Source organism: Vibrio sp. 1401, from assembly GCF_033340295.1.
In genome coordinates this window covers 1-512 of sequence record NZ_JAWOWF010000863.1, presented here as the reverse complement: position 1 = coordinate 512, position 512 = coordinate 1, and the positions used below count along the sequence as shown (strand labels likewise).

Sequence of the window (512 nt, the reverse complement as noted above, 5' to 3'; positions counted from 1 at the left end):
GAGAAGATGGGGCATCAATATCAAGTGACGCTGTTTCGTGCGGAGCAGCAGCAAAAGCTACGTAACGTCAGGATTCACTCCCCGAGTATTATCCAGATCATTAAAGGGAGTAAGCGTCTGTTTTGGAAAGACGAAGCGTTCGATATTCTTCATCCTAATATCATGCTTTGTGAAGCAAACGCTTCGCTGAATTTTGAAAACCTTCCTCAGCAAGGGCGTTTTCTCTCTCGAATGTTCAGCTTTCACTGTGTACCGAGTGATGACATGCTGGAGCTGAGTATGAGCAATGTGCTTGGCGAAAATGTACCCGCGGTGGAGACAGATAAAGCGTTGCAAGCAACGCTGAATGCGCTGTTTTCTTTTGAGCAAGAGAGCTTGAGTGAAGCGACGCAACGTTATTGGGTGTTGGGGTTGTATCAGCAGTTAGCGGAAAGGGGATTATTGCATCGACTTTTTACCAGCTCGAACACCTCATTTAGCGAAAAACTCAGTCGCTATTTGTCACGCTCTCC

General features: G+C 46.5%; 1 protein-coding gene. It reads left to right on the top strand.

What is annotated here, in order from left to right:
* Positions 1-6: 6 nt before the first annotated feature.
* Positions 7-512, top strand: a 506-nt coding sequence (locus R7Z77_RS28585; RefSeq protein WP_411913230.1) for an AraC family transcriptional regulator, incomplete at its 3' end; no start/stop codon positions are given.